This window comes from Streptomyces sp. CB01881 (assembly GCF_002953255.1).
Lineage (GTDB): Bacteria > Actinomycetota > Actinomycetes > Streptomycetales > Streptomycetaceae > Kitasatospora.
This window is the reverse complement of the sequence record NZ_CP026498.1, coordinates 8054904-8077934: the sequence shown is the minus strand read 5'-3', so window position 1 is coordinate 8077934 and position 23031 is coordinate 8054904. Positions and strand designations below refer to the sequence as shown.

Genomic DNA, 23031 nt, shown 5'->3' with positions numbered 1-23031 from the left:
CACACCCGCGTTGAGCGGCACGGCAACCACCGGAATAGGGCGGCCCCGCGCACTGCGTCCTCGCTGTGTTATTTCAAAAGGAATCTCCAACCCCAGAAGAATCTGAGGCCGGGGATGTCAACATATCTGGCGTTGACTTTTGGCACGCTGTTGAGTTCTCAAGGAACGGACACTTCCTTCGGACCGCCTTCCAGCGGGCCCTCCGGGCGCTTCGTTCTTTCGTGTTCCCAGCTTATCAGATGTTTTCCGCTCCGTTTCCGGCGCTTCGTTCATCCAACTCGCTGGTGTCTTCTGCGGCTTGACGCCCCGTCCGACGTTCCAAACTCTAGCCCATCACCGCTCCGAGAAGCGAATCCGGCCGCAATCCATATAAACGGACACGCCGAATAAGACCCGAGCCACACCGCCGAAAAAGGCAAAGCACGACCCAGCCCGAACCGGGAAGTGGTGTTTCCAGGGATTGGCCGCTCCGGGACCGTCCGCGCCGATGCGTGTCCGGTGCTCCCTGCCGAGCGACTAGAGAACACTACGCCCTCCTTGAGTCGCAGGCAAACCGCTGACCCGGACGATGCGGGTGCAGAGGGAGCGGCCCGTCTTCACGTACTCGCCGTTGGGGTGGTCGTTGGTGGTGACCCAGTGCTGGGCCGTGGCCTCGTCACGGCCGCCGGCGCGGTGGCGGCGGAGCAGGCGTTCCTCACGAACGGTGTCCTCGGCGTCCACGTACCAGAGCTCGCGCAGCAGGCGGCGGGCCTCCGGCCAGGGGTGCTCGGTGGCGGCGAGGTAGTTGCCTTCGGTGATGACGAGCCGGGCGTACGGCGCGACGACGTGGCGGGCGGCGACGGGTTCGTCGAGCTCGCGGTCGAAGTCGGGGGCGTAGATGTCCTGGAAGCGGTCCGACGCGACGCGGCGCAGTAGCGCGACGTACCCGTGGGCGTCGAAGGTCGCGGGGGCGCCCTTGCGGTGGCTCAGGCCGAGGCGGCCGAGCTGGGCGGCGGAGAGGTGGAAGCCGTCGAGCGGGAGGTATGCGGCGCTGCCGGGGCCTTCGTGGCGTTCGACCTCGGCGACCAGGTGCCGGGCGAGGGTGGACTTGCCGGCGCCGGGTGGGCCGGCAAGTCCGAGGATGGTGCGGGCGTTGCTTCCCGGGCCCCGGAGGAGACCGAGGGCGAGCGCCGCGAGATCAGGGGCGGTGTGGGTGTCCTCGTTCATTGGTAGTTGGAGGCGCAGTGCCCTTTACGGGCTTGGTTCCTCCGTCCCCTTTCAATCCGTGCGTGCGGTTTTCCCGCACACGGCTTACCGATGATCTTCTTGACCGGGTTACACGGTCTTCGGATAGCGAACCGTGCCACGCAGACTGTGCAGGCCGTGCCCGTTGAACCACTCGTCCGTCCACACAGCTGTCTGACCTGCTCGGAGGTTGCGGCCGCGCTTCCTCACCATGAGTCCGCGGAGCCGCTCCAGCACGTATCGGTCAACCTGTCTGAACTTCCGGGCGGCATTCCCGGTTCGGAAGTAGGCGCCCCAGCCGCGCAGGATCGGATTCAGGTCCGCGATCACCTCGCGGATGTCCGTTCCAGTCCGACGGCAGTCGGTCCGTTCATGGACCTTGGTCCGGAGTCGCTTCATCGCCGCTTGTGAGGGCCATCGATGCAGGTAGAAGCGCACCTTGCCGTACTTCTCCCACACCTTGCCCGAGAAGCGGGCTCTGAAGTGGCAGCCGAGGAAGTCGAGTCCTTCCCGGCCCTCTCCGAGGTCGACCATCTTCGTCTTGTCCGGGTGCAGCTCCAGCCCCAGCTCGTCGAGGATCTCCCCGACCACCGCCAAGGCGTTCCTCGCATTGGTCACCGACCGGCACAGGACGACACCGTCGTCCGCGTACCGGACCAGCTCACCGACACCGCGCTCGGCGAGCCCGGTGTCCAGGACGTGCAGGTAGATGTTGGCCGGCAAGGGTGAGATCACCCCGCCCTGCGGAGTCCCGGCGACCGTCCGCCGGACCTCCCCGTCCACCATCACACCCGCCTGGAGCCACAACCGCAGCAGCTTGAGCACCCGGCGATCCGACACCCGACGCCCCACCTCGGCGAGGAGGCGACCGTGGTCGATCTCGCCGAAGAAGTTGCGGATGTCGAACTCCACGACGACACAGCGGCCCTCGATGAAGCCCGTCCGAAGACGCTCCATCGCCTGCAACGCCGACCGCTTCGGCCGGTATCCGTACGAGGACGGCAGGAAGCCCGCCTCGAACACCGGCTCCAGGACGATCTTCGCCGCCTGCTGGGCCACCCTGTCGCGCACCGTGGGAATGCCCAGCGGCCGCTTGCCACCCTGTGGTTTCGGGATGTCCACACGCCTGGCCGGCGCGGGACGGTACGTACCTGAGCGGAGAGCTTGCTGGAGTTCGCCGAGCAACCGGCCAACCCCGTACTGACCCTCCACGAACTCCAGGGTGACCCGATCCACCCCGGCGCTCCCTCTGTTGGCCCGGACCCGCTCCCACGCCTCCCACAGCACGTCACCTCTGTGGATACGGTCGTACAGGGCGTGGAAACGTCGCTCCGGCGATTGCTTGGCCACAGCCCATAGCGCGCGTTGGAGTTTTCGCACTTTCAGGACGGACGCACGCCCGTCCACTACGACGGGCAATCGCCCGTCGGGGTAGTTGACCGGACTCTCTCCGGCCATGCCCTCGCGCTTACCCCCGCCACGAGCGTGATCAAAGTTGGGGCCCTTCCCTCCCGACGCGTTGTGTTGCACGCCGATCAGCGGTACTACGACCCCATCGGACTCTCGCCGCCCTCCGGACGACTTCACCATCGGCTTATACGTCCGGTCTCTTGCCCGACGTCAGGCGTGGTCAGACGGGTCTCTCCTGTTCCGGCCCAGACTGTGCACACGTGCCGCCCTCCATACCCCGGGAGAACCCCGCGGGCTGACCCCGGAACAGGACCCTCGGGACGTGGCCTTCGCCCTGACATGAGGGGCTCGGCTTCTCCGTTGTTGGTGTGACGAGGCTGCAGGGTTCGCTTGATGCTACGGCCCGCGTGCTTGCTCCCTCCGAAGAGGCTCTTGACATCCCGCTCAGCCCGCCGCGTCTCCACGACGAACCGGGACCTGCTACCGGGCACTCCGGTGTCTACCCGGACGGGACTCCCACCCGCGAGCCTGGACCAGCTTTCAGGACGCAACATGGGCGCACCCTACTGACCGCGCCCGGGCGGCCGTCAGCTCCGCGGGGCGAGGGCGGGCGTCTCCAGGGTGAGGGTCCCGGTGTCGGCGTCGAGCAGGGCGGGGACCCCGAGCGGCACGGTCAGGGTGGAGGGGCAGTGGCCGAAGCCCAGCTCCCAGAGGACGGGTATGCCGAGCGGGCCGAGCCGGTCGAGCATGACCTCCCGGACCCGCTCGGGCCGGCCGCAGCCGTCCCAGGAGCCGAGCGCGATGCCGGCGACACCGTCGAGCGCACCGGAGCGCAGCAGCTGGGTGACGAGGCGGTCGAGCTGGTACGGGTGCTCGTGGACGTCCTCCAGGATCAGGATGGTGCCGGCGAAGGAGGGGCGGGCGGACGGTGTACCGCGCTCGGCGGTGATGACGTGCAGGCAGCCGCCCGCCGTGATGCCGCGGGCGGTGCCCGGGACGAGGGCCTCGGCGGTGGGCGAGGTGAGGACCGTGACGGACTCGGGGTCGAAGAGGGTGCGTCGCAGGTGGTCGGCGGTCGGACCGTCCTGGATGAAGGAGGCGGCCGCGCTCATCGGTCCGTACAGCGTGGCGATGCCGAGCCGCTGGGCGAAGGCCTCGTGCAGCGAGCTGACGTCGCTGAAGCCGATCAGCGCCTTGGGCGGTACGGCGCGCATGGCGTCCCAGTCGAGCAGGTCGACGATGCGGTGCACGCCGTAGCCGCCGCGGGCGCAGATGACGGCGTCGACGGCGGGGTCGAGCCAGGCGGACTGGAGGTCGGCGGCCCGGTCGGCGTCGGTGCCGGCGAGGTGGCCGAGGACGGGGTGGGTGTCGAGGACGTGCGGTCCGACCGTGACCTCCAGCCCCCAGGAGCGCAGGATCTCGGACCCGGCGGTGAGCCGCTCGGGGTCGATCGGGCTGCTGGGGGCCACCACGGCGATGCGGTCCCCGGGGAGGAGCCGGGGCGGACGGGTCAGGCCTCGGGCGGGCGCGGGAGTGCGCTGATCCATTGCCAGGTTCCTTCCGGAGTGGAGTGGTTCGCGTCAGGGGCGACGACGGGACGGCGGCGGGGCGGCTCGGCGGCGGGGCCGTCCGTGACGCCGATCAGACAAGATATGCCCTGCTGCGTTCAGGCCGACCCCATCACCGCCCTGACCTCGTCGAGGGTGGCTTCCGCGATGGCGTTGGCGTGCTCGGCGCCGGCGCGGAGCACCTGCCGGGCGTAGCCGCGGTCGGCGGCGAGTTCGGCGCGGCGGGCGCGGATCGGGCGGAGGTGGTCGTTGACGGCCTCGGTCACCGTGCGCTTGAGCGCGACGCTGCCGCCGTCTCCGATCTCGTCGGCGACGGCCTCGGGTGCGCGGTCCTGGCAGAGCGCGGCGAGCAGGACGAGGCTGGAGACCTCGGGGCGGGCGTCCGGGTCGTAGCCGATCCGGCGCTCGGTGTCGGTCTTGGCCCCCTTGATCAGGCGGGCGGTGGTGTCCTCGTCGGCGGAGAGCGGGATGGCGTTGCCGCGGCTCTTGCTCATCTTCCCGCCGTCGGTGCCGAGCAGCAGCGGGGCGGCGGAGAGCAGGGCCTCGGGGCGGGGGAAGACGGCGGTGCCGTCCGGGTGCGGGTAGCGCTCGTTGAAGCGGCGGGCGACGGTCCTGGTGATTTCGAGGTGGGGCAGCTGGTCCCGGCCGACGGGAACGACGCTCGCCTTGCAGAAGAGGATGTCCGCGGCCTGGTGGACGGGGTAGGTGAGCATCAGCCCGTTCACCGCCGACTGGCGGGAGTGGGCGATCTCGTCCTTGACGGTGGGGTTGCGGTTCAGCTCGGCGACGCTGACCAGGCTGAGGAACGGCAGCAGCAGCTGGTTGAGGGCGGGCACGGCGCTGTGGGTGAAGATCGTGGCCCGGTCGGGATCGATGCCGATGGCGAGGTAGTCGAGGACGAGGTTCTCGGTGTGCTCGGCGAGGCGGTCGGCGACGTCCCGGTCGGTGATGACCTGGTAGTCGGGGATGACGATGAACAGCTCGACGCCGAGGCGCTGGAGGCGGACCCTGTTCTGCAGGGTGCCGAAGTAGTGGCCGAGGTGGAGCGGGCCGGTGGGGCGGTCGCCGGTGAGGATCCGGTGGGCTTCGGGGTTGCGGCGGATCCGCTCGTCCAGGTCGGCGGCCGAGGTGTCGAAGGCCGTGGGGCCGACGGCCGTGGGGTCGGCGGAGTGCGGTGTGGTGGTGACGGTCATGGGGTCTCTCCTCGGTACGGCGGTGGTGGTGGCCGTCCGGGGCTCGGGCCCGTCCCGTGGGGAAACGCAACAGGGCCGTCCATCCGGACGGCCCTGGTCAGGCGTGGCTGGTGGCCGTCCTAGGACGGCCACCAGCTGAGACCTGCGAAGCGCTTCATGTGGTGGAGGATAGCGCCGCTCCCCCGACGACGTCAGGGTTTTCGGGAGGACCCGGGGCTCGGCCTCCCCGGCACCGGTCGCCCCGCTGTCAGTCCTCCACCACCAGTGCGGGGGTGTCCTTGCGCAGCGTCTCGCCGCGGAAGAACTCCGGCCGGTACGCGCCGTACCAGGTCATCAGCACGGCACCGAGCAGCAGGATGCCGACGCCGATGACGAACACGGAGCCGATGCCGAGGACGGCGCCGCTGCCGTAGCCCGGGTCCCACGCGTCGGTGAGGGTCTGCAGGAAGACCGCGCTGAGGAGTACGCCGCCGATGAGCGGGGCGACGCCCCGGAGGACCAGGTCGCGCAGGCCGCCCAGGAGCGAGCGGCGGAAGTACCAGACGCAGGCGAAGGCGGTCAGCGCGTAGTAGAAGCAGATCATCAGGCCGAGCGCCAGGATGGTGTCCTGGACGACGTTCTCGCTGATCACGCTCATGCCGACGTAGAAGACGGCGGTGGCGGCGCCGGCGGCCACGGTGGCGTAGCCGGGGGTGCGGAAGCGCGGGTGGACGGAGCCGAAGCGCGGCGGCACGGCCCGGTAGGAGCTCATCGCGAGCAGGGTGCGGGCCACGGGGATGAAGGTGGTCTGCAGGCTGGCGGCGGCGCTGGCGACGACGGCCAGGAAGAGCAGGATGCTCCACGGCGAGCCGAGCACCGGGCGGGCCAGCGCGGAGAAGACGTTGTCGGCGGTGGCCGGGTTGCCGAGGCCGGTGCCGCCGTCGCCGACGCCGGCGAACATCTGGGAGGCGATCGCGACCAGCAGGTAGGAGCCGACCAGGGTGACCATGGAGATCATCGCGGCCCGGCCCGGGGTCTTGGCGCTTCCGAGGGTCTCCTCGTTCATGGTGAGGCAGGTGTCCCAGCCCCAGTACATGAAGATCGACAGCGACAGGCCTGCGGTGAACGCGCTGAACGAGGTGACCTGGAGCGGGTTGAGCCAGGAGGCGGAGAAGCCGATCGAGTCGGGCAGGTCGCCGGCGGCGGCCTTGCCGATGGCGATGACCGAGAAGAGCAGCAGCACGGCCAGCTGGAGGCCGACCAGGCTGTACTGGAACCACTTGGTGGCCGTCATGCCCCGGTAGCTCATCGCGGTGGCGGCGGCGATCAGCATGACCACGGTGAGGAGGTGGACGGCCTTGTTGTCGTTCAGCTCGGCGATCCCGCTGCTGCCGGTCATCTCACCGAGCATCAGGTAGAGGAAGTCGGTCGCCACCCCGGCCAGGTTGGAGAGCACGATGATCGTGGCGACCGTCAGTCCCCAGCCGGCCATCCAGCCGATCCGGGGGCCGAAGGCCTTGACCGTCCAGGTGAAGGACGTCCCGCAGTCGGGGAAGTCCTTGTTCAGCTCCTTGTAGGCGAACGCGACGAGCAGCATCGGCAGGAAGCCGGCCAGGAAGACCGCGGGCATCCGGACGCCGACGGCGGTGACGGTCGGGCCCAGCGTCGCGGTCAGGCAGTAGACCGGGGCGACCGTGGAGACGCCCAGGACCACGCTGCTCAGCAGGCCGACCGAGTTGCCCCGTAGGCCCTTGTCCCCCGCTGCCCCCGCCACCCCCGGGTCGGGGGCTCCACCACTGGCGCCACTGACCGGGGCACCCTGCGGAGCGGCGGGCGCCGTTGCCCGGCCGCTGCTTCCGTGCTCTGAGAGCTGCTGATCAAACACCAGCGCACCCTAGGTGCGAGTACTGAAGGTTGAGTAGACCAACTCTTGGTGATCTGAACCACTTGCTTCGATTCATTCATCGAGAGCCGCAGCGGGTGCATGAATTAACGGGATGTAAGCGTCATGTACCTTTATTTCGAAGGGATGGCGGCAAGTTGATTTCCCCCTTATGTCATGTCTTGAGACGGTTTGGACCTCACCCCAGCAGCCTCGCGATCGACCTCCCTGCGGGTTCGGATAGGTTTGCCTCACCTAACTTCGATCGACCGCGAAGGAGCGTCGCGTGGCCCCCCACCCCGCCGACCGGACCGTCGTCAGCCCCACCCCCTCCCGCCGCGGGCTCCTCACCGCCGGTCTCGTCGGCGGCGCCGTCCTCGGCCTGGGCGGCCTGCTCACCGCCTGCGGGAGCTCCGGCGGGGCCGGGGCATCGGCCGGCGGCTCGGCCAAGGCCTCCTCCGGGTCGTCGGCCGGCTCATCGCCCGACCAGAAGTCGGTCAAGCAGGGCGGCGACGACTACGCCACCGTGATCGAGAAGATGAAGGGCTTCGGGACCGACGCCGCGCCCGGCGTCTACCCGCGCACCGTCAAGCACGCCATGGGCGAGACCGTCATCCCCGCCAAGCCGGTGCGGGTCGTCGTCCTGGACACCGGCGAGCTCGACAACGTCGTCTCGCTCGGCATCCAGCCGGTCGGCGTCGTCCACACCGACGGCTCGAAGAGCATGCCGTCCTACCTCAAGGACAAGACCGGGGACCCGGCGGCCGTCGGCACCGTCAACAGCCTCAACCTGGAGGCCATCGCCGCGCTCAAGCCCGACCTGATCCTCGGCAGCCGGCTCCGCGCCCAGGACCAGTACGCGCAGCTCTCCAAGATCGCGCCGACCGTCTTCTCGCTGCGCCCCGGCCACCCCTGGAAGCAGAACTTCCAGCTCAACGCCGCCCCCTTCGGCCTGGAGGCGGAGGCCAAGGCGCAGCTCGACGCCTACCAGGCTGCGGCCACCGCGATCGGCGCCAAGCTGGGTGACAAGCGGCCCACCATCACGCCGCTGCGGTTCATGCCCGGCAAGACCCGGCTGTACGCCGAGCTGTCCTTCATCGGCACCGTCCTCGCCGACGTTCCGCTGCCGCAGCCCGAGATCGAGCAGGTCAAGGAGCTGGCCGTCGAGATCAGCCCCGAGCAGATCGACAAGGCCGACGCCGACTGGGTCTTCTACGGCGTGTACGGCACGCCCAGCTCCACCAACCAGGACGCGGTGCTCGGCGGACCGCTCTGGAAGACCCTCGGCGCGGTCAAGTCCGGTCAGGCCCGGCCGGTTTCGGACGAGACCTGGTTCCTTGGGCTCGGCGTCTCCGCAGCCAACGTCGTGCTGGCCGACCTGAAGGGCTTCGTCGCTCCGGGCGCCTGAGTCCGGGACGGCCGGGCGGCGGCGCAGCGGGTCGGACGGTGTCGTCGCCCACACCGGGGGGAAAGCCGCTTGGAGCTGGTCGCGGCGTGCGGGAGGATCGTCGGGACCGTACCCCGAAGGGCCCGTGCCGATGACCACGCTCGACCAGACCGCGACCGCTTCCGACCTGCCGTCAGCCGGCCTGCCCACCCCCGGCCTTCCCGTGGACGGGGTTCCCGCCGGCGACCGGCCCGCCTCCGGTGCGGCCGCCCCGGCCGCCGGGCTCTGCGCGATCACGGGGGCGACGGATTCCGGGGTGGCCGGCGGTGCCCGTGACGGCTCGGTTCCGCGCCCGCGGGGCGGCGACGCGGGAGATGCAGGGGGCGCAGGGGGCGCAGGGGGCGAGGCTGCCGAGGCCGGGAACGCAGGGGGTGGAGAGGGCGAGGCTGCCGCGGCCGCACTGGTCCGGGCCGGTTTGGCCGAGCGACTGCGGACCGCGCACGGGCAGGGCCGTTCGATCGCCGAGCTCGCCGCCGCCTGCCGTCGGCCGGTCGCGGAGATCCGCGAACTGCTGGCCGAGGGTGCCGGATCCGCCGCCGGCCCGGGTGCCGGTTCGGGCACCGACACGGGCACCGGCACGGGTGGGGGAGCCGACGTCGGAGGGTTCACACGGCTCCAGTCGCCGGAGACCGCGGAGGAGCGGACCGTACCCGTCCTGCGGGCCGCGCAGGAGGAGCTGCGGACCCTCCGGGCCAAGCGGCCCTCGCCCTCGCGACGGCTGCGACGCATGCATCCCGAGGTCGAGACAGCCGGCGAGGCCGGGAACGCGAAGAAGCGCGGGGCGACGGCCTCGGCCGTTCCACCGAACGCCGCGCCGGCCGAGCCCGCCGCGGCCGCGCCCTTCGGCGAGGCCGTGCCCGCCACGGCCGAGACGCCGCTCGGCATCCTGATCGGGGGCAGCCCGAACCTTCCCGACGCCGCCGGCCGCCCCGAGGAGCGGCAGCCGGTGCGGGTGAAGGCCGAGCTGGTCCGGGCCGGCCGCGGCACCGCCCTGGTGGTGCTGCCCGCGTGGCGGCCCGCCATCGCCGTCTCGGTACCGACGGACCACCTGCTCCAGGCCACCGGCCTCGACCTCGGCCGGCTGGCCGACGCGCAGCTGTCGGTGCTGATCAACCCCGGCGCGCTGCACGACCGGGAGCTCGACCTGCACGGCTGGCAGTCCGGCCCGACCGGGCGGCCGGGCCGACGCGGCGGGCGGCCTCCGCTCTGAAGTGTGCCGGCCACGCCCTGGGCCTGTCGGTCTCGCCTCGCTCTCGCCCCGGCCACGCATCGGTCATCGGTCACGGGTCCGGAGTGCCATGGCTCCGCGGTCAGCGGCCGGCGTCCCGGCAGCCGGTGGCGGGGTGACTGGCGGCGGGGTGACCGGTCGCGGGTGCCTGATGGTCGGGGGCCAGGTGGTCGGGTGGGCCAGGTGGCCGCCGCCCGGCGCGTCAGGGAGCCGACGCCGGGGCGTTCGGGACGTAGCCGAGGTGGACGGGCTGCGGTTCGCGTCGGTCGGCCAGCCAGCCCTCCCGGACATCGGCCAGCAACTCCGGGAGTCTGGGCGGCCAGAGGGCGTCGGCGTCCTCGTCGGCCAGCTCGGCAGGGGCCCACCAGCGCCAGTCGAGGATCCCGTCGGCGGAGTGCACCGCGCTGACGTCGCCGTCCGGGCCCCGGTTCGGTCCGCTGGTCAGGTAGATGTGCTCGTGCTGGCGGACGGGCGTACCGTGCCAGGTGAAGTCGTGCTCCCAGGTGCAGAGCAGCGGCCCGGGTTCCAGGTCGGTCCAGCCGGTTTCCTCCCAGAGCTCGCGCCGGGCACCGGTCCACGGTGTCTCGCCCGCCTCGATGCCACCGCCGGGCATCGTCCAGTGGACGCCGACCTCACTGTTGTCGGAGCGGAGCAGGAAGACGGAACCACTCCCGTCCAGCACCACCGTCCGGGCCGCCTGCCTGGGGATACGCCTCGCTCGCCGCAGCAGATTTCGCATCGGATCACTCTCGCAGTGCCGGTCGCGCAGTGTCGAGTGGATTGGCGCCGGGGCTGTGGCACCAACCGCGGGGAGACTGGGTGTTCACGCCGCCGCGGGCGTCCGGTGGCCGTACTCTGACACCCATGCCCGCACCAGCGATCCTCTTCCCGGCCGACCCGCTCAACCCGCGCCGGCCCGACCCGCACTTCGCCTGGGAGGCCCGGACACTGCGGGAGTTGGGCGGTGAGCAGTACCTCGTCGACCACGACGCGCTGCTCGCCGGAGACGCCGCGGAGGCGGTCCGGCAGGTGCGGAAGGACTGCGGCCCGCTCTGGTACCGGGGCTGGATGATCCCCGCCGCCGACTACGCCGCCTTCGAGCGGGCCCTGGCCGACCGCGGTGCCAACCTGCTCACCAGTGCGGCCGGTTACGCCTCGGCGCACGAACTGCCCGGCTGGTACGACGTGTTCGAGGGCGCGACCCCGCCGAGCACCTGGATCCCGCTGTCGCCGGCGGCGGGCCGCCCCGGGGCCGAGCAGCTGGCCGCCGCCGTCGAACGGCTCGGCGGGCACGGCCCGGCGATCGTCAAGGACTACGTGAAGTCCCGCAAGCACGAGTGGGACGAGGCCTGCTACGTCCCCGAGCTGTCCGACCTGGCCTCCGTCGGGCGGGTGGTGGAGCGCTTCGTCGAGTTGCAGGGCGAGTTCCTGGCGGGCGGTGTGGTGCTGCGCCGGTACGAGGAGTTCGCGCGGGCCGGCGGCGACGCCGGCACGACGGACGGGCTCGTGAACGGAGCCGGAGGCGGAGGCGGGCCGGCCGGCGGACCGGAGGACGGGCCGGCGGGCGCGCGGGGTCGCGGCGGGAACGGGGAGCGGCCGGTGGAGGCCCGCGTGTGGTGGCTGGACGGCGAGCCCGTGCTGGTCGGGCCGCACCCGGACGCACCCGGGCAGACCGCCGAACCGGACCTCACCGGGGTGAGGCCACTGGTCCGGGCCCTCGGCTGCCGCTTCGTCACCACCGACCTCGCCAGCCGGGCCGACGGCTCCGGCTGGCGGGTGGTGGAGGTGGGCGACGGGCAGGTCAGCGACCTGCCGCGCGGGATCGACGCCTCCGGACTGCTCACCTCACTGATCGCGGCCTGACCCCTCGCCCCGGTCCCTCCGCGGCTGCGACCGCTATCCGACCACCGGCTCGGGCTCCGGCGCCGGGTGGCCGTCGGCGACGAACGCCTGCCAGAGCCGCGCGTACACACCGCCCTGTGCGAGCAGCTCGGCGTGCGTGCCGTCCTCGACCACCTTGCCGTGGTCCAGGACCACGACGCGGTCGGCGCGTTCGGCCGTGGTGAGGCGGTGGGCGATGACCAGCGTGGTACGGCCGCCGCTGAGCCGGTCCGAGGCGTGGTTGACGGCCGCCTCGGTGGCCAGGTCGAGCGCGGCGGTGGCCTCGTCCAGGAGCAGGATGTCCGGGTCGACCAGCTCCGCCCGGGCCAGGGCGATCAGCTGGCGCTGGCCGGCCGAGAGGTTCCGCCCCCGCCCGGTGACCTCGTGCTCGTAGCCGCCCGACAGCCGGACGATCATGTCATGCGCACCGACCGCCCGGGCCGCCGCCTCCACCTCGGCCGCCGAGGCCGAGGGCCGGCCGTACGCGATCGCCTCACGCACCGTGCCCGCGAACAGGTACGCCTCCTGGGGCACCACCCCGAGCCGGTGGCGGTACTGTGCCAGGTCGTACCGGGTCAGGTCGACGCCGTCCACGCGGACGGTGCCGGCGGTCGCGTCGTAGAACCGGGCGACCAGCTTGACCAGGGTGGACTTGCCGGCCCCCGTCTCGCCGACCAGCGCCACCGTCTGGCCCGCGGGTATGTGCAGGCTGACGCCGGTGAGCACGGACGGGGCGCCGTCGGCGCCGCCGTTGTAGGCGAAGCCGACGTCCTCGAAGTCGATCTCGCCCCGGAGCCCGCCCCGCACCGGCACCGGGTCGGCCACCTCCGCGGTGGTGGTCCGGGTCTGCAGCAGTTCGCGCATCCGGCCCAGACCCACCGCGGCCTGCTGGTAACCGTCGAAGACCTGCGAGAGCTGGTTGACCGGCGCGAAGAACAGGTCGATGTAGAGAAGGTAGGCGACCAGCGCACCGACGGTGAGCGTCCCGGAGTCGACCCGCGACGCGCCCACGATCAGCACCAGCGCGGCAGCGACGCTGGAGAGGAACTGCACGAACGGGAAGTACAGCGAGATGTAGAGCTGCGCGCGGACCCGGGCCTCGCGGTAGGCGATGCCTCTGGCGACGAAGCGGTCGGTGTTGGCGTCCAGCCGGCGGAAGGCCTGGACGATCCGCATGCCGGCGACGTTCTCCTGGAGGTCGGCGTTGACCGTGCTGATCAGGTCGCGCGAGATCTCGTACTGCTGCTTGGACTTCTTGCGGAAGACCAGCGTCGCCACCACCAGCAGCGGCAGCACCGCGAAGACCACGAGCGCCAGGCCGGCGTCGATGACCAGCAGGGCCGCGAAGATGCCGAGGAAGGTCAGCAGGCTGACCACCGCCGTGACGACGCCGGTCTGCAGGAAGGACGTCAGCGAGTCCAGGTCGGTGGTCATCCGGGTCATGATCCGGCCGGACAGCTCGCGCTCGTAGTAGTCCAGGCCGAGCCGGTTGAGGTGGGCGAAGATCTTGAGTCGGAGCGTGTAGAGCACCCGCTCACCGGTACGGCCGCTGACCCGGTTCTCGGCGCCCTGCACCAGCCAGTCCAGCAGAACGATCACCAGGGCGGTCAGGGAGGCGACGGCGACGCCCGACATCAGGCCCTTGCTCACGCCGTCGTCGATGCCGTGCCGGATCAGGATCGGCAGCACCAGGCCGGCGCCCGCGTCCAGCGCGACCAGGAGGAGCGCGAGGGCGAGCGGGCCGTGGAAGGGGCGCAGCACCCGCCGGAGGCTGAAGTCCGGGTCGCCGGCCTCCGCCTGGGACCGGGAGATCTCCGGTTCGTCGGTGGCCGGGGGGAGCGCGGCGACCTTGGCGAGCAGGTCCGGGTCGGCGGTGCGGGCCGCCTTGGCCAGGGCCGGGGTCGGCAGCTCGGGGAGGGGCTGCGACGCCGGGGTGTCCGCGGTGGCCCCGGGGGCGGGGGCGGCCCCGGGGGCGGCCTCGGGGGCGGGACTGTCTGCGGGCTCCGTGACGGGGCCCTCGGTCCGGGGGGCCTCGGCCTGGAGGGTTTCGGCCTGGGGGGCCTCGGTCCGGGCGGTTTCGGTCCGGGGGGTTTCGGTCCGGGGGGCCTCGTTGAGTGCGTCGGCCGGTGTTCCAGTGGTGGCCGGAGGCCGGGCCTGGCCAGCCTCCGGATCGGATATCAGCACCCTGTACTGGGGACATCGGCCGTCGAGCTCCTCGTGCGTTCCGATGTCCAGCAGGCGGCCGTGGTCCAGCACCGCGATCCGGTCGGCCAGCTGGAGGGTGGAACGGCGGTGCGCGATCAGCAGCGTGGTGCGGCCGGTCATGACCGAGCGCAGCGCGTCGTGGATCTCCGCCTCGATCTGCGGGTCGACCGCCGAGGTGGCGTCGTCCAGCAGCAGGATGCCCGGGTCGGTGAGGATCGCCCGGGCGAGCGCGATGCGCTGGCGCTGGCCGCCGGAGAGCGTGAGCCCCTGCTCGCCGACCTTGGTCTCGTAGCCGTCCGGCAGCTCCCGGACGAACTCGTCCGCCTGCGCCGCGCGGGCCGCCGCCACGACCTGCTCGTCGGTGGCGTCGGGCCGCCCGTACGCGATGTTGGTCCGGACCGTCTCGGAGAACAGGAAGCTCTCCTCGGGGACGATACCGACCGCGGCCCGGACCGAGTCGAGGGTGAGGTCGCGCAGGTCGTGGCCGTAGAGGCGGACCGCGCCGGCCGCCGGGTCGTAGAACCGGGGCACCAGCTGCGCCACCGTCGACTTGCCCGAGCCGGACGCGCCGACCAGGGCCAGCGTCTCGCCGGGGGCCAGCTTCAGGCTGAGCCCGTGCAGGACGGGCGCGGGGTGCTCGGGGTCGTACCGGAACTCGACCTGGTCGAACTCCAACGCCAGGCCGGACGTGAGCGGGCCGACGGTGCGCTGCGTCTCGCCGTGCACGGCGTCGAGGGCGGCGGGTGCGTCGAGGGCAGCGGGGGTGGCGGAGGCGGCGGGCTCGGTGGACCGGGTGGATCCGGCCGTGCCGGTGGTCTCGGCGGGAGCGTGCTGGGCGGAGAGGTGCGCGGCCGTGAGGTCGAGGGCGACCGCACCCGGGCGCTCCTGCACCAGCGGGCGCTCGTCGATCAGCTGGAGCACCCGCTCCACGCCCGCGCGGGCCTGCTGGCCGACCGTGATCACCATGGTCAGCATCCGGACCGGGCCGGTCATCTGCGCGACATAGGTGGAGAAGGCGACGAAGGTGCCGAGCGTGACCTGGCCGTTGACCGCCAGCCAGCCGCCGAACGCCAGCACCGCGACCTGCGCCAGTGCCGGGATCGCCTGCATGGCCGGGTTGTAGCGGCTGTTGAGCCGGACCGAGCGCAGCCGGGCCGCGAAGAGGCTGCGCGAGGCCGCTTCCAGCTTGCCCAGCTCCTGGGCCTCCTGGCCGAAGCCCTTGACCACCCGGACGCCGCCGATCGCCTCGTCGACGACCCCCGCGACGGCCGCCGCCTCCTGCTGCGCCGCCCAGGTGGACGGGAACAGCCGCTTGCGGCTGAGCACCGAGACCCACCAGAGCGCCGGGCCCATGACCAGGGCGATCAGCGTGAGCGGCGGCGAGAGCCAGAGCATCACGGCCAGCGACATGACGAACATCAGCAGGAAGCCGGTCATCATCGGCAGCATCGAGAGCAGGCCGTTGATCAACTGGAGGTCGGAGGTCGCGCGTCCGACCACCTGGCCGGTGTCCAACCGGTCCTGCCGGTGCCCGTCGAGCCGGCCGAGCGAGCGGAAGAGGTCGCTGCGCATGTGGTGCTGGACGTCGAGTGCGAGCTGCCCGCCGTAGTAGCGGCGCACCTGGGTGCAGGCGAACACCAGGGCCGCCGCCACCAGCAGCACCACGGCCCACGGGGTCAGGGAACGGGTGTGCTCGGTGATGACGTCGTCGATGATCAGCTTGGTGACCAGCGGGACCAGTGAGGTGACGGCCATGCCGACGAGCGACGCCCCGAAGGCCAGCAGCAGGCTGCGGCGCGACAGCCAGCAGTAGCCGACCAGCCGCCGCAGCCAGCCCTGGGCGCTGCCACCGGGGGCCGCGGCCCCGCCCGGGTTGCCGCCGTCGGCGCCCTGCTCCCTGCCGGGGTCCGGTCTGCCGTCGGTGCCCTGGTTGCCGCGGGTGCCCGGCTTGCCGTCGGCACCGTCCGGCGCGCCCCGGGTACCGGTCGGGGGTCCGCTCGGGGAAAGCTCCACCGTAGATCCGTGAGTCTCAGGCATATTTAGGGATGCTAACCATTCCGTCGGGTGGCCGCCATGGTTTTGTCCGGCCGGCCCATCCGGCCAGAGCACGCCGGGTGTCCGGCCCGGCTGAGGAGCCAACAGCCCGCGGCCAGCGGTGATTCCCGGCCCGGCCTCGGCCCGTGCCCCTGCCACCAAGGGTGGACGACCGCGCGCGGAACGCCCACCTTCCACCGGCGCAGCGGGCCGCCCTCCTTTGGACCTAGGCCCCGCCCGCAGCCGGGGCTGCGACCCGTGGGCACTCGGGCCCAGGACGGGACGTTGAGCCTGCGGGCCCCCGACGCCTGGGCCCGCGGGCGGACCCAGGCGGGCAGATCGAGGCGGGCGGACCGGAGCGGGCGGACCCAGGCGGGCGGAGCGTCCGCCGCCGGAAGGGGGAGAAGCGATGAGCATGGTCGTGCCGGCCGTGGGCGCCGTCGTGACGGTGCCAGCGCTACTGCTGGTCGACCGGCTCCTCCTGTGGATGGAGCGGCGCGGCTGGATCTACTGGCGGCGGCGCCGTGCCGGGGTCGGCGCGGCGTCGAGCCTCAGCATGATGGACGAGCTCAACGCCTTTCTCTCACCCGGGCGGCAGCAGATGCGGGAGGAGAAGGAGCGCCGGCTGGTCCTGCGGGACGACGCCGGGTCGGCCGGCCCGCTGGACCGCCGCATCGACCTGGAGTCGGGCCGGGTGACGGTCCGACCCGGCGGCCCGGAGCAGCCCGGCCGGTAGCCACCCTGGCGGCCGGGCAGGGACCACGCACCCGTCCGCGGCCTACCGGCCGAGCGCGGGCCCGAAGCCGCACGGCCCCCGGGCGTCACCGGCCCCTGGACGGCACCGACCCTCGGGCGTCACCGGGCCGACGCAACGCCACCCGCCCGACGCGGCGCCCCCTCGGACCGCGCGGGGCCCGAGGCGCGGCGGGCGCGGCCCGGGCGGAGAGGCGGGTCGCTCAGCCGCGCGCCGCGGCGTCGGCCGCCGCGGAGAAGGCGCCGTGCGCCAGGCTGTGCAGCAGGGCGGCCATGCCGTCGCGCTGGAGGCCGGCCCGGTCGTCCTGGGCGGGGTTGGGGGCGACGCTGTGCGGGGTCGAGTTGATCAGGCCGAAGACGGCGTGCACCGCGGCCCGCGCGACCGGCTCGGCGGTCGGTTCGGCCAGCGGCGGGTAGGCCTGCCGGACGACGTCCACCCACAGCTCGACGTAGCCGCGCTGGAGCCGGCGGACGGTCCGGCGGTCCTCCTCCTTGAGGTTCAGCAGCTCGCGGTCGTGCAGGGTGATGAGGTCCCGGTCGTCGAGGGCGAAGTCGACGTGCCCGCTGATCAGCGCGTCGAGCGCCGCGGCCGCACCGTCGCCGCCGCCGCCGGCCCGGCGACGGCCCTCCTCCAGGAGGCGCTCGCTGATACCGATCAGCAGGTCGGCGAGCATCGCGTCCTTGCCCGCGAAGTGGCGGTAGAGACCGGGCCCGCTGATGCCGACCGCCTTGCCGATCTCGTCGACGCCCACACCCAGGAAGCCGCGCGCGGCGAACAGCCGGGCGGCCTCCTTGCGGATCTGGTCACGGCGTGGGAGCGCGGAAGCGGCTGGGACCTTCGACATGCTGCCCATCGTAGACAGTGGGGTTATCGGCCGTTAACCTGGGCGCACGAGTTAACGCTCATTAACGTGGGGGTCGCGGGCTCACCCGGCCCTGCCGCCCACCTGGTGCCGAGGGCAAGGGAGCTCTTGGGATGGTCATCCCCACCGCCGGCGTACCCGCCGGCGTCAACGGCAGCGCCGCAGGCGCAGGCGCGGCAGGCACGGGCGGCTCGCCGTCCGGCGGATCCGTCGCCCCGGGAGCCGCCGCTCCCGCACCCCGGCTCGGCACCGCCGTCGACCCGGGCTCGGACGCCTTCCGGGCCAACACCGAGGCGCACCGCGCCCTGGTCGCCGAACTGCGCGAGAAGCTGGGCACGGCCGCCCTCGGCGGCGGGGCCAAGGCCCGCGCCCGGCACACCGCGCGCGGCAAGCTGCTCCCGCGCGACCGTGTCGACACCCTGCTCGACCCGGCCTCCCCCTTCCTCGAACTGGCCCCGCTGGCCGCCGACGGGATGTACGACGGGGCCGCACCGGCAGCCGGTGTCATCGCGGGCATCGGCCGGGTCGCGGGGCGCGAGGTCGTCGTCGTCGCCAACGACGCCACCGTCAAGGGCGGCACGTACTACCCGATGACGGTCAAGAAGCACCTGCGCGCCCAGGAGGTCGCGCTGGAGAACCGCCTGCCCTGCATCTACCTGGTGGACTCCGGCGGCGCCTTCCTCCCGATGCAGGACGAGGTCTTCCCGGACCGCGACCACTTCGGCCGGATCTTCTACAACCAGGCCAGGCTCTCGGCCGCCGGCATCCCGCAGATCGCCGCCGTGCTCGGCTCCTGCACCGCGGGCGGCGCGTACGTCCCGGCGATGAGCGACCAGGCCGTCATCGTCCGCAACCAGGGCACGATCTTCCTCGGCGGGCCGCCGCTGGTGAAGGCGGCCACCGGCGAGGTGGTCACCGCCGAGGAACTGGGCGGCGGCGACCTCCACTCCCGCACCTCCGGGGTGACGGACCACCTGGCCGAGGACGACGCCCACGCCCTCTCCATCGTCCGCACCATCGTCGCCGGGCTCGGCCCGCGGGCCGCCCGGCCGTGGCCGCTGACCCCGGCCGAGCCGCCGGCCGTCGACCCGGCCGGCCTGTACGGGGCCGTCCCGGTGGACCCGCGCACGCCGTACGACGTGCGCGAGGTGATCGCCCGACTGGTCGACGGCAGCCGGTTCGCCGAGTTCAAGGCCGAGTACGGGGCGACCCTGGTGACCGGCTTCGCCCGGATCCACGGCCACCCCGTCGGCATCGTCGCCAACAACGGCGTGCTCTTCTCGGAGGCCGCGCTCAAGGGCGCCCACTTCATCGAGCTGTGCGACCAGCGGGGCATCCCCCTCCTCTTCCTCCAGAACATCACCGGGTTCATGGTCGGCCGGCAGTACGAGGCGGGCGGCATCGCCAAGCACGGCGCCAAGATGGTCAACGCCGTCGCCTGCACCCGGGTCCCGAAGCTGACGGTGGTGATCGGCGGCTCGTACGGGGCCGGCAACTACTCGATGTGCGGACGGGCCTACTCCCCCCGCTTCCTCTGGATGTGGCCGGGTGCCAAGATCTCCGTGATGGGCGGCGAGCAGGCGGCGTCCGTCCTGGCCACCGTCCGCCGCGACCAGCTGGAGGCGCACGGCGAGGAGTGGCCGGCCGAGGCGGAGGACGAGTTCAAGCGCCCCGTCCGCGAGCAGTACGAGCGCCAGGGCAACGCCTACTACGCCTCCGCGCGACTCTGGGACGACGGGGTGATCGACCCGATGGACACCCGCACCGTCCTCGGGCTGGCGCTCACCGCCTGCGCCAACGCCCCGCTTCCGCAGCCCGGCCCGTACGGCGTCTTCCGGATGTGACCCCGTGGCCGGCGTGTCCGCACGCCGGCCACGGGCCCGCACCGGACGTCACCAGGCCCGGCCCCGGCCGCGCCTCGCCGCGGCCCCTGCCGCCGCCACCCTCCACCACCTCCTTCTTACGGCTCCCCTCGACCCGGAGGAACGCCTCCCATGTTCGACACAGTTCTGGTCGCCAACCGCGGCGAGATCGCCGTCCGGGTGATCCGCACCCTGCGGCGGCTCGGCGTGTGCTCCGTCGCCGTCTTCAGCGACGCGGACGCCGACGCCCCCCACGTCCGCGAGGCCGATGTCGCGGTCCGGCTCGGACCGGCCGACCGCAGCGACAGCTCGGCCGCCGAGACGTACCTGCGCACCGACCAGATCCTCGCCGCCGCCCGCCGCACCGGCGCCCAGGCCGTCCACCCCGGCTACGGCTTCCTCGCCGAGAACGCCGCCTTCGCCCGCGCCTGCGCCGACGCCGGCCTCGCCTTCATCGGACCTCCTCCCTCCGCGGTCGAACTGATGGGCGACAAGATCAACGCCAAGGAGGCCGTCCGCACCGCCGGTGTGCCGGTCGTCCCGGGCAGCCAGGCGACCGCGCCCACCGACGAGGAGCTCGTCGCGGCCGCCGCCGAGATCGGCTACCCGGTCCTGCTCAAGCCGTCCGCCGGCGGCGGCGGCAAGGGCATGCGCCTGGTGCGCGACCCCGCCGAACTGCCGACCGAGATCGCCGCCGCACGGCGGGTCGCCCGTACCGCCTTCGGCGACGACACCCTGCTGCTGGAGCGCTGGATCGACCGGCCCCGCCACATCGAGGTGCAGGTGCTGGCCGACGCCCACGGCACCACCGTCCACCTCGGCGAGCGCGAGTGCAGCCTGCAGCGCCGCCACCAGAAGCTGATCGAAGAGGCACCCTCCGTTCTGCTCAATGCCGAGACCCGCGCCGCCATGGGCGCCGCGGCCGTGCGTGCCGCGGAGTCCTGCGGCTACACCGGGGCCGGCACCGTGGAGTTCATCGTCCCCGGCATCGACCCGGACTCCCCCACCCCGGCCGAGGGGGTACGGGACTTCTTCTTCATGGAGATGAACACCCGTCTCCAGGTGGAACACCCCGTCACCGAACTCGCCATCGCCGTCACCACCCCTGCCGCCGGACCGGCCGCCGCCCACACCGAGCGGCTGGACCTGGTCGAGTGGCAGGTGCGGATCGCCTCGGGCGAGCGCCTCACCTTCTCCCAGCCGGACATCTCCTTCCTGGGCCACGCGATCGAGGCCCGCATCTGCGCCGAGGACCCGGAGCGCGACTTCCTGCCCACCGGCGGCCGTATCCTGGTCCTCGACGAGCCGCAGGGCGAAGGCATCCGGGTGGACTCCGGCGTCACCCCGGGCACCGTCATCACCAGCGCCTACGACCCCATGCTCGCCAAGGTCATCGCGTACGGGCCCGACCGCCCGACCGCGCTGCGCCGCCTCCGGGCCGCACTGGCCGACACCCGGATCCTCGGCGTGACCACCAACACCGGCTTCCTGCGGCGGCTGCTCGCACACCCCGACGTCGTCGCCGGCCGACTCGACACCGGCCTGGTGGAACAGACGGCGCAGCAGCAGCCCGCCCTGCTCGCCTCGCCCTACTCCCCGGCGTCCGCCGCCTCTGCCGCCGACCCGGCGGCCACCGCGGACGGCACCGGCTCCGGCTCCTCCGAGCCCCCGACCTCCACCCACCTCCTCTACTACGCCGCCGCACTGGCACGGCAGCTGGACCTCTCCCCCGCCGCCGACGGCGGCGGCTGGACCGACCCGTTCTCCCTTCCCTCCGGCTGGCGCCTGGGCGGTGACGCCGCCTGGACCACCCACCGACTCCGTGCCCCCGGCCAGGACCCGGTGACGGTGAGCGTCCGTCCGATCACTGCGGGCAACGTAGCCGAGGCCACTGACATTCCCCCCGGCGTCACTCCCGAGGTGGACGTCCGGCTCGGTTCGGGCCCGGCCCACCGCGCACGGGCCGTCCGGACCGGGGGCCGCCTGCACCTCACCGTCGACGGCCTGCAGACGACCTTCGCCCTGACCACCGACGAGGCCCCCGGCCGGCCCGGCGCCCCGCTCGCCGGCCCGGTCACCTGGCTCGGGATCGACGGCGACGCCTGGCCGGTGCACGCCTACGACCCCGTCGGCGAGAGCACCGCCGCCGGAGCCGCCCACCACGGCGGCCTCACCGCCCCGATGCCCGGCACCGTCACCGTCGTGAAGACCTCGGTCGGCGAACAGGTCCGCCGGGGTCAGGCCCTGCTCGTCCTGGAGGCCATGAAGATGGAACACGTGATCGCCGCCCCGCACGACGGCACTGTGAGCGAGCTGCGGGCCACCGCCGGGGCGACCGTGGCGATGGAGGAACTGCTGGTCGTCGTCACGCCGGCCGAGGACGGCCCGGCAGGCGACGCGGCCGGGGGCGGAGCGGCCGACGGCGGAACGGCCGGGGGCGGAGCGGCCGACGGCGGAACGGCCGGCCGGGCGCTCGGCGCGATGACGGCCGAGGTGCGGTCATGAGCACCGCCGCCGCCCCCGAGCCCGACGCCCTCGACCTGGGCCTGCCCGACCCCGTCCGCGCCCCGGGCCTGCCCGAGGAGGTCCGGATCCACGAGGTCGGGCCGCGCGACGGACTGCAGAACGAGAGCGCCCTCGTCCCCGTCGAGGTCAAGGCCGAGTTCATCGCCCGGCTCGCGGCCGCCGGGCTGAACACCGTCGAGGCGACCAGCTTCGTCCACCCGAAGTGGGTGCCCCAGCTCGCCGACGCCGAGGAGCTGGTCCCCCGGCTCGTCGGCCTGCCGGAGCGCCACCCCGGGCTGCGCCTGCCGGTGCTGGTGCCCAACGAGCGCGGGCTGGACCGCGCGCTCGCCCACCACACCGCCGACATCGCGGTGTTCGCCAGCGCCACCGAGACCTTCGCCCGCCGCAACCTCAACCGCTCGGCGGACGAGGCGATGGCGATGTTCCGGCCGGTGGTGGAACGCGCCACCGCGGCCGGGGTCCGGGTGCGCGGGTACCTCTCGATGTGCTTCGGCGACCCGTGGGAGGGCCCGGTGCCCGCCGAGCAGGTGATCCGGTTCGGCGGGCAGCTGCTGGAGATGGGCTGCACCGAGTTGAGCCTCGGCGACACCATCGGAGTGGCCACCCCCGGCCAGGTCACCGCGCTGCTGGACGGGTTCGCCGCGGCCGGTGTGCCGGTCGGCCGGCTCGCGGTGCACTTCCACGACACGTACGGCCAGGCGCTGAGCAACACGCTGGCGGCACTGCGCAGCGGCGTCACCACGGTCGACGCCTCGGCGGGCGGCCTGGGCGGCTGCCCCTACGCCAAGAGCGCCACCGGCAACCTGGCCACCGAGGACCTGGTGTGGATGCTGCACGGACTCGGCATCCGGACCGGGGTCGACCTCCGTGCCCTGGTCGCCGCCAGCGGCTGGATGGCCGGGCAGCTCGGCCGCCCCAGCCCGTCCCGCACCGTCCAGGCGCTGCTCGGCGCGAACCAGGGCTGACGCGCGGGGGC

The 23031-nt window shown here is 72.9% G+C and carries 15 protein-coding genes; 7 read left to right on the top strand and 8 right to left on the bottom strand.

Annotated elements, in window-relative coordinates:
* Window positions 1-516 precede the first annotated feature (516 nt).
* The 5 genes from C2142_RS25300 to C2142_RS25280 all read right to left on the bottom strand — a co-directional run bounded on the left by C2142_RS25300 (window position 517) and on the right by C2142_RS25280 (window position 7148).
* The gene (locus C2142_RS25300) at window positions 517-1206 is read right to left on the bottom strand and encodes a nucleoside/nucleotide kinase family protein (RefSeq protein WP_148645075.1); all 690 of its coding nucleotides are present in this window, start codon (window positions 1204-1206) and stop codon (window positions 517-519) included.
* A 108-nt stretch (window positions 1207-1314) separates the two neighbouring features.
* Window positions 1315-2682: a group II intron reverse transcriptase/maturase gene (gene ltrA, locus C2142_RS25295; RefSeq protein WP_174315736.1), complete on the bottom strand. Its 1368-nt coding sequence runs from the start codon at window positions 2680-2682 to the stop codon at window positions 1315-1317.
* Window positions 2683-3221: 539 nt separating this feature from the next.
* On the bottom strand, window positions 3222-4181 hold the full coding sequence (locus tag C2142_RS25290) for an LD-carboxypeptidase (protein WP_148645074.1): 960 nt from the start codon (window positions 4179-4181) through the stop codon (window positions 3222-3224).
* Window positions 4182-4300: 119 nt separating this feature from the next.
* The gene (gene trpS, locus C2142_RS25285) at window positions 4301-5395 is read right to left on the bottom strand and encodes a tryptophan--tRNA ligase (protein WP_148645073.1); all 1095 of its coding nucleotides are present in this window, start codon (window positions 5393-5395) and stop codon (window positions 4301-4303) included.
* 247 nt (window positions 5396-5642) lie between these two features.
* Window positions 5643-7148 carry an APC family permease gene (locus C2142_RS25280; RefSeq protein WP_148645072.1) on the bottom strand — a complete coding sequence of 502 codons (1506 nt, stop codon included), beginning with the start codon at window positions 7146-7148 and terminating at the stop codon, window positions 5643-5645.
* A 394-nt stretch (window positions 7149-7542) separates the two neighbouring features.
* Between C2142_RS25280 and C2142_RS25275 the strand changes: the two genes are divergently transcribed.
* Together C2142_RS25275 and C2142_RS25270 are read left to right on the top strand one after the other, a co-directional pair.
* On the top strand, window positions 7543-8664 hold the full coding sequence (locus C2142_RS25275) for an iron-siderophore ABC transporter substrate-binding protein (protein WP_241002774.1): 1122 nt from the start codon (window positions 7543-7545) through the stop codon (window positions 8662-8664).
* A gap of 130 nt (window positions 8665-8794) precedes the next feature.
* Complete coding sequence (locus tag C2142_RS25270) at window positions 8795-9913, top strand: hypothetical protein (protein ID WP_148645071.1); 1119 nt, start codon at window positions 8795-8797, stop codon at window positions 9911-9913.
* A gap of 220 nt (window positions 9914-10133) precedes the next feature.
* Here C2142_RS25270 and C2142_RS25265 read toward each other — a convergent pair whose 3' ends face one another.
* Window positions 10134-10670, bottom strand: a complete 537-nt coding sequence (locus C2142_RS25265) for an NUDIX domain-containing protein (protein ID WP_148645070.1) — start codon at window positions 10668-10670, stop codon at window positions 10134-10136.
* Between the two features lie 125 nt (window positions 10671-10795).
* Here C2142_RS25265 and C2142_RS25260 point away from each other — a divergent pair, with 125 nt between their 5' ends.
* Entirely contained in the window at window positions 10796-11794 is a 999-nt protein-coding gene (locus C2142_RS25260; RefSeq protein ID WP_148645069.1) for an ATP-grasp domain-containing protein, read from the top strand.
* Between the two features lie 33 nt (window positions 11795-11827).
* Here C2142_RS25260 and C2142_RS25255 read toward each other — a convergent pair whose 3' ends face one another.
* Window positions 11828-16054 (bottom strand): ABC transporter transmembrane domain-containing protein, encoded by a 4227-nt coding sequence (locus tag C2142_RS25255; RefSeq protein ID WP_148645068.1) that lies wholly within the window; start codon window positions 16052-16054, stop codon window positions 11828-11830.
* Between the two features lie 406 nt (window positions 16055-16460).
* Here C2142_RS25255 and C2142_RS25250 point away from each other — a divergent pair, with 406 nt between their 5' ends.
* Entirely contained in the window at window positions 16461-16787 is a 327-nt protein-coding gene (locus C2142_RS25250) for a DUF6191 domain-containing protein (protein ID WP_148645067.1), read from the top strand.
* Between the two features lie 220 nt (window positions 16788-17007).
* On the opposite strand, the gene C2142_RS25245 is transcribed toward C2142_RS25250, so the two are convergent.
* The gene (locus C2142_RS25245) at window positions 17008-17649 is read right to left on the bottom strand and encodes a TetR/AcrR family transcriptional regulator (protein WP_148645066.1); all 642 of its coding nucleotides are present in this window, start codon (window positions 17647-17649) and stop codon (window positions 17008-17010) included.
* Between the two features lie 131 nt (window positions 17650-17780).
* Here C2142_RS25245 and C2142_RS25240 point away from each other — a divergent pair, with 131 nt between their 5' ends.
* The 3 genes from C2142_RS25240 (at window position 17781) to C2142_RS25230 (ending at window position 23020) form a co-directional block, all read left to right on the top strand.
* Window positions 17781-19511: a carboxyl transferase domain-containing protein gene (locus C2142_RS25240; RefSeq protein ID WP_241002773.1), complete on the top strand. Its 1731-nt coding sequence runs from the start codon at window positions 17781-17783 to the stop codon at window positions 19509-19511.
* A gap of 150 nt (window positions 19512-19661) precedes the next feature.
* A complete protein-coding gene (locus C2142_RS25235; protein ID WP_148645065.1) occupies window positions 19662-22034 on the top strand; it encodes a biotin carboxylase N-terminal domain-containing protein in 2373 nt (790 codons plus the stop codon).
* Window positions 22031-23020, top strand: coding sequence for a hydroxymethylglutaryl-CoA lyase (locus C2142_RS25230; RefSeq protein ID WP_148645064.1), 990 nt, complete (start codon window positions 22031-22033; stop codon window positions 23018-23020). Before C2142_RS25235 ends, C2142_RS25230 begins: the two co-directional genes overlap by 4 nt.
* The last annotated feature ends 11 nt before the right edge of the window (window positions 23021-23031 follow it).

Excerpts from the sequence above, each read along its gene's own strand:
- trpS (WP_148645073.1), bottom strand. The coding sequence starts at position 5,395 with ATGACCGTCACCACCACACCGCACTCCGCCGACCCCACGGCCGTCGGC.
- C2142_RS25255 (WP_148645068.1), bottom strand. The coding sequence starts at position 16,054 with ATGCCTGAGACTCACGGATCTACGGTGGAGCTTTCCCCGAGCGGACCC.
- C2142_RS25260 (WP_148645069.1), top strand. The coding sequence starts at position 10,796 with ATGCCCGCACCAGCGATCCTCTTCCCGGCCGACCCGCTCAACCCGCGC.
- C2142_RS25265 (WP_148645070.1), bottom strand. The coding sequence starts at position 10,670 with ATGCGAAATCTGCTGCGGCGAGCGAGGCGTATCCCCAGGCAGGCGGCC.
- C2142_RS25245 (WP_148645066.1), bottom strand. The coding sequence starts at position 17,649 with ATGTCGAAGGTCCCAGCCGCTTCCGCGCTCCCACGCCGTGACCAGATC.
- C2142_RS25235 (WP_148645065.1), top strand. The coding sequence starts at position 19,662 with ATGTTCGACACAGTTCTGGTCGCCAACCGCGGCGAGATCGCCGTCCGG.
- ltrA (WP_174315736.1), bottom strand. The coding sequence starts at position 2,682 with ATGGCCGGAGAGAGTCCGGTCAACTACCCCGACGGGCGATTGCCCGTC.
- C2142_RS25290 (WP_148645074.1), bottom strand. The coding sequence starts at position 4,181 with ATGGATCAGCGCACTCCCGCGCCCGCCCGAGGCCTGACCCGTCCGCCC.
- C2142_RS25230 (WP_148645064.1), top strand. The coding sequence starts at position 22,031 with ATGAGCACCGCCGCCGCCCCCGAGCCCGACGCCCTCGACCTGGGCCTG.
- C2142_RS25300 (WP_148645075.1), bottom strand. The coding sequence starts at position 1,206 with ATGAACGAGGACACCCACACCGCCCCTGATCTCGCGGCGCTCGCCCTC.
- C2142_RS25250 (WP_148645067.1), top strand. The coding sequence starts at position 16,461 with ATGAGCATGGTCGTGCCGGCCGTGGGCGCCGTCGTGACGGTGCCAGCG.
- C2142_RS25270 (WP_148645071.1), top strand. The coding sequence starts at position 8,795 with ATGACCACGCTCGACCAGACCGCGACCGCTTCCGACCTGCCGTCAGCC.
- C2142_RS25240 (WP_241002773.1), top strand. The coding sequence starts at position 17,781 with ATGGTCATCCCCACCGCCGGCGTACCCGCCGGCGTCAACGGCAGCGCC.